Annotated in this window: 2 protein-coding genes; one reads left to right on the forward strand and one right to left on the reverse strand. The window is 74.6% G+C overall.

The genetic code is table 11. The features are described from left to right. A partial coding sequence (locus ACFWW9_RS29550) for a M20/M25/M40 family metallo-hydrolase (RefSeq protein WP_390384631.1) occupies positions 1 to 232 on the forward strand: 232 nt, incomplete at its 5' end. An 81-nt stretch (positions 233 to 313) separates the two neighbouring features. On the opposite strand, the gene ACFWW9_RS29555 is transcribed toward ACFWW9_RS29550, so the two are convergent. After that, positions 314 to 2,443, reverse strand: a complete 2,130-nt coding sequence (locus ACFWW9_RS29555; protein WP_390384633.1) for a BTAD domain-containing putative transcriptional regulator — start codon at positions 2,441 to 2,443, stop codon at positions 314 to 316. Positions 2,444 to 2,509 lie beyond the last annotated feature (66 nt).

A 2,509-nucleotide genomic window follows, 5' to 3' on the forward strand; every position in this document is an offset into this window, starting at 1 on the left:
CGTCGCGGCCGACACCGTGGGCCTGGAACACCAGACCATGCCCAGCGGTGCGGGCCACGACGCCCAGATCGTCGCGCTGGTGGCCCCGATCGGCATGATCTTCGTCCCCAGCAAGAGGGGCATCAGCCACGCGCCCGGCGAGGACACCGCTCCCCACGACCTGGTGCACGGCGCGAACGTCCTGCTGCACTCGGTCCTGGGCGCACAGGCCGTGGCGGCTGCCCAGGACTGACCGGCGCAGGACTGACCGACCCCGTTCCGGCTCGGTCTCCCCCGGCGAGGTCAGCCGGGCCGGAGGCCGAGCCGTCGTGGTTCAGCGGGTGTCGGCCGCCCTCGGCAGGGGGACGAAGCCGACGTGGCGGTCGGTGGCGCAACGCCTGCCGGACGTCGGGGCGGTCTCGGCGAACGTGACGGTGCACATCGCCAGGCCCCAGGCGTGTTCGGCGAAGCCCGCGGTGGTGGCCTGACGGACGGCAGTCAGCACCCACGAGCGCTCGCGGGAGTACCAGCCCTCCGAGTCGGCGATCAGGCGTTCCACCAGCGGTGACGGCAGTTCCCACCGGCTGGCCCCGTTGCCCGCCAGTTGCAGGTGGTGGCCGCCCTGGACCTGGTGGGCGCGTTCCGACAGGTGCAGCAGCGCGCCCAGCAGGCGTTCGAAGGCCTTGCGCAGCGACTCCTCGTCCTCCTCCGCCTGACGGCGGCGCGCGTAGGCGAGGATCCAGCCGGGGATCCAGTAGCGCGTCCCGTCCACGTGCGGGCGGACCACGACGAGGTCCGCGTCGGCGAGTTCGTCCAGCAGGGCCTCCGAGCGCGCCACGCTCACGTCCAGCAGCGGAGCCCCGACCCAGGACGCGAAGTCCGCCGCCTCGACGAGCGGCAGCAGCCGGAACAGCCGACGGGCCTCGCCGCTCAGTCCCGCGTACGCCGGGTGCACGCCGGTCTGGTCCTCCAGGTCGTCCAGCCAGCCCGATCCGCTGTCCAGCCGGGAGATCATGTCCGCGACCGTCCAATGTGGATGCGACGCCAGCCGGACGGCCGCCAGCCTCAAGGCCAGCGGCAGGTACCCGCACGCCTCGTTCAACGCGACCGCGGCGTCCCGGTCGGCGTCGATCCGGGCACGCCCGGCGATGCGCGCCGCCAGCTCCAGCGCGCTGCCCTCGGTGAACGGGGTCAGGCGGACGCGGGCGGCGGCGGGGAGCGCGGCGAGCGGCTTGCGGGACGTGACGATCACCCTCGACAGCGAGGTGCCCGGCAGCAGCGGGAACACCTGGCTCTCCGACACCGCGTCGTCGAGCACGACCAGGACGCGGCGGTCCGCCATGTGGTCGCGGTAGGTCTCGGCCCGCTCCTCCATGCCGTCCGGGATGTCCTGGTCGGCGAAGCCGTACGCGCGCAGGAACCGCCCGAGGATGTCGTGGGGCTTCTCCGGAACGCCGTCGTGCGACAGCCGGGCGAAGAGCTGGCCGTCCGGGAACTCCGGGGTGAGCCGGTGCCCGGCGTGCACGGCCAGGGTGGTCTTGCCGACGCCGCCCCGGCCGGTCACCACGACCGTGGGCACGGCGGTGCCGTCGTGCGGCTCGGACACCTCCAGGAGGCGTTCGAGGCTCCGCCGCCGCCCGGTGAAGTCCACGATGTCGGCCGGGAGGCGGCGTGGACCGCGGCTGCGGACCTGGGCGGGCCGCGGCGCCTGCGGGCGGGACAACGCCGGGTCGTGCACGAGGATGCGCTGGTAGAGGGCGCTGAGGTCCTCGCCGGGCTCGATGCCCAGTTCGCCGATGAACCGCGCGCGGGCCTTGCGGTACTCCTCCAGCGCCTCGGCCTGCCGCCCCACCCGGTAGAGGGCCGTCATCAGCAGCGCGAGCAGCCGTTCCCGGCGGGGGCGCGCGGCGACCAGGCCGGTCAGCTCGCCGACCAGCTCGTGCGGGGCTCCCAGGCCGTGGGCCAGTTCGAGTTCCAGGCACTCCTCGTGCACGGCGAGCCGCTTGTCGTCGAGCGCGGCCGCCACGCGCCGGAGGAGTTGGCTGCCGACACCGGCGAGCGCGGGCCCGCGCCACAGCGCCAGCGCCGAGCGCAACGCGGTGACCGCCCGGCGGGGAACGCCGTCCGCGACCGCGGCGTGGGCCGTGGCCACGTGCGCCTCGAACGCGTGCAGGTCCAGTTCACCGTCGGCCACCCGCAGCCGGTAGCCGGGGGCGCAGGTGTCGACGACGTCCCGACCGCCGGAGAGCTGCCGCCGCAGCGAGGAGATGCAGATGTGGATCTGGCTGCGGCTGGTGGCGGGCGGCGTCTCGTTCCACACGCCGTCCACGAGCCGGTCGACGGGCACGATCCGGTTGGCCTCCACCAGGAGCAGGGCGAGGACCGTCAGCTGGCGCGTCCCGCTGACCTCGACAGCGGCTCCGTCGTGGCTCACCTCGAGGGGGCCGAGTACGCGGTAGTCCATCGCTCGCTCCGGAGTTCGTGGTGGCCGCGCGCGCCGCCCCCCCCGGTGGCGCCCGCGCCCGGGTGA

It is taken from the genome of Umezawaea sp. NPDC059074, from assembly GCF_042738955.1.
In the GTDB taxonomy this organism is placed as follows: domain Bacteria; phylum Actinomycetota; class Actinomycetes; order Mycobacteriales; family Pseudonocardiaceae; genus Umezawaea.

Excerpts from the sequence above, each read along its gene's own strand:
- ACFWW9_RS29555 (WP_390384633.1), bottom strand. The coding sequence starts at position 2,443 with ATGGACTACCGCGTACTCGGCCCCCTCGAGGTGAGCCACGACGGAGCC.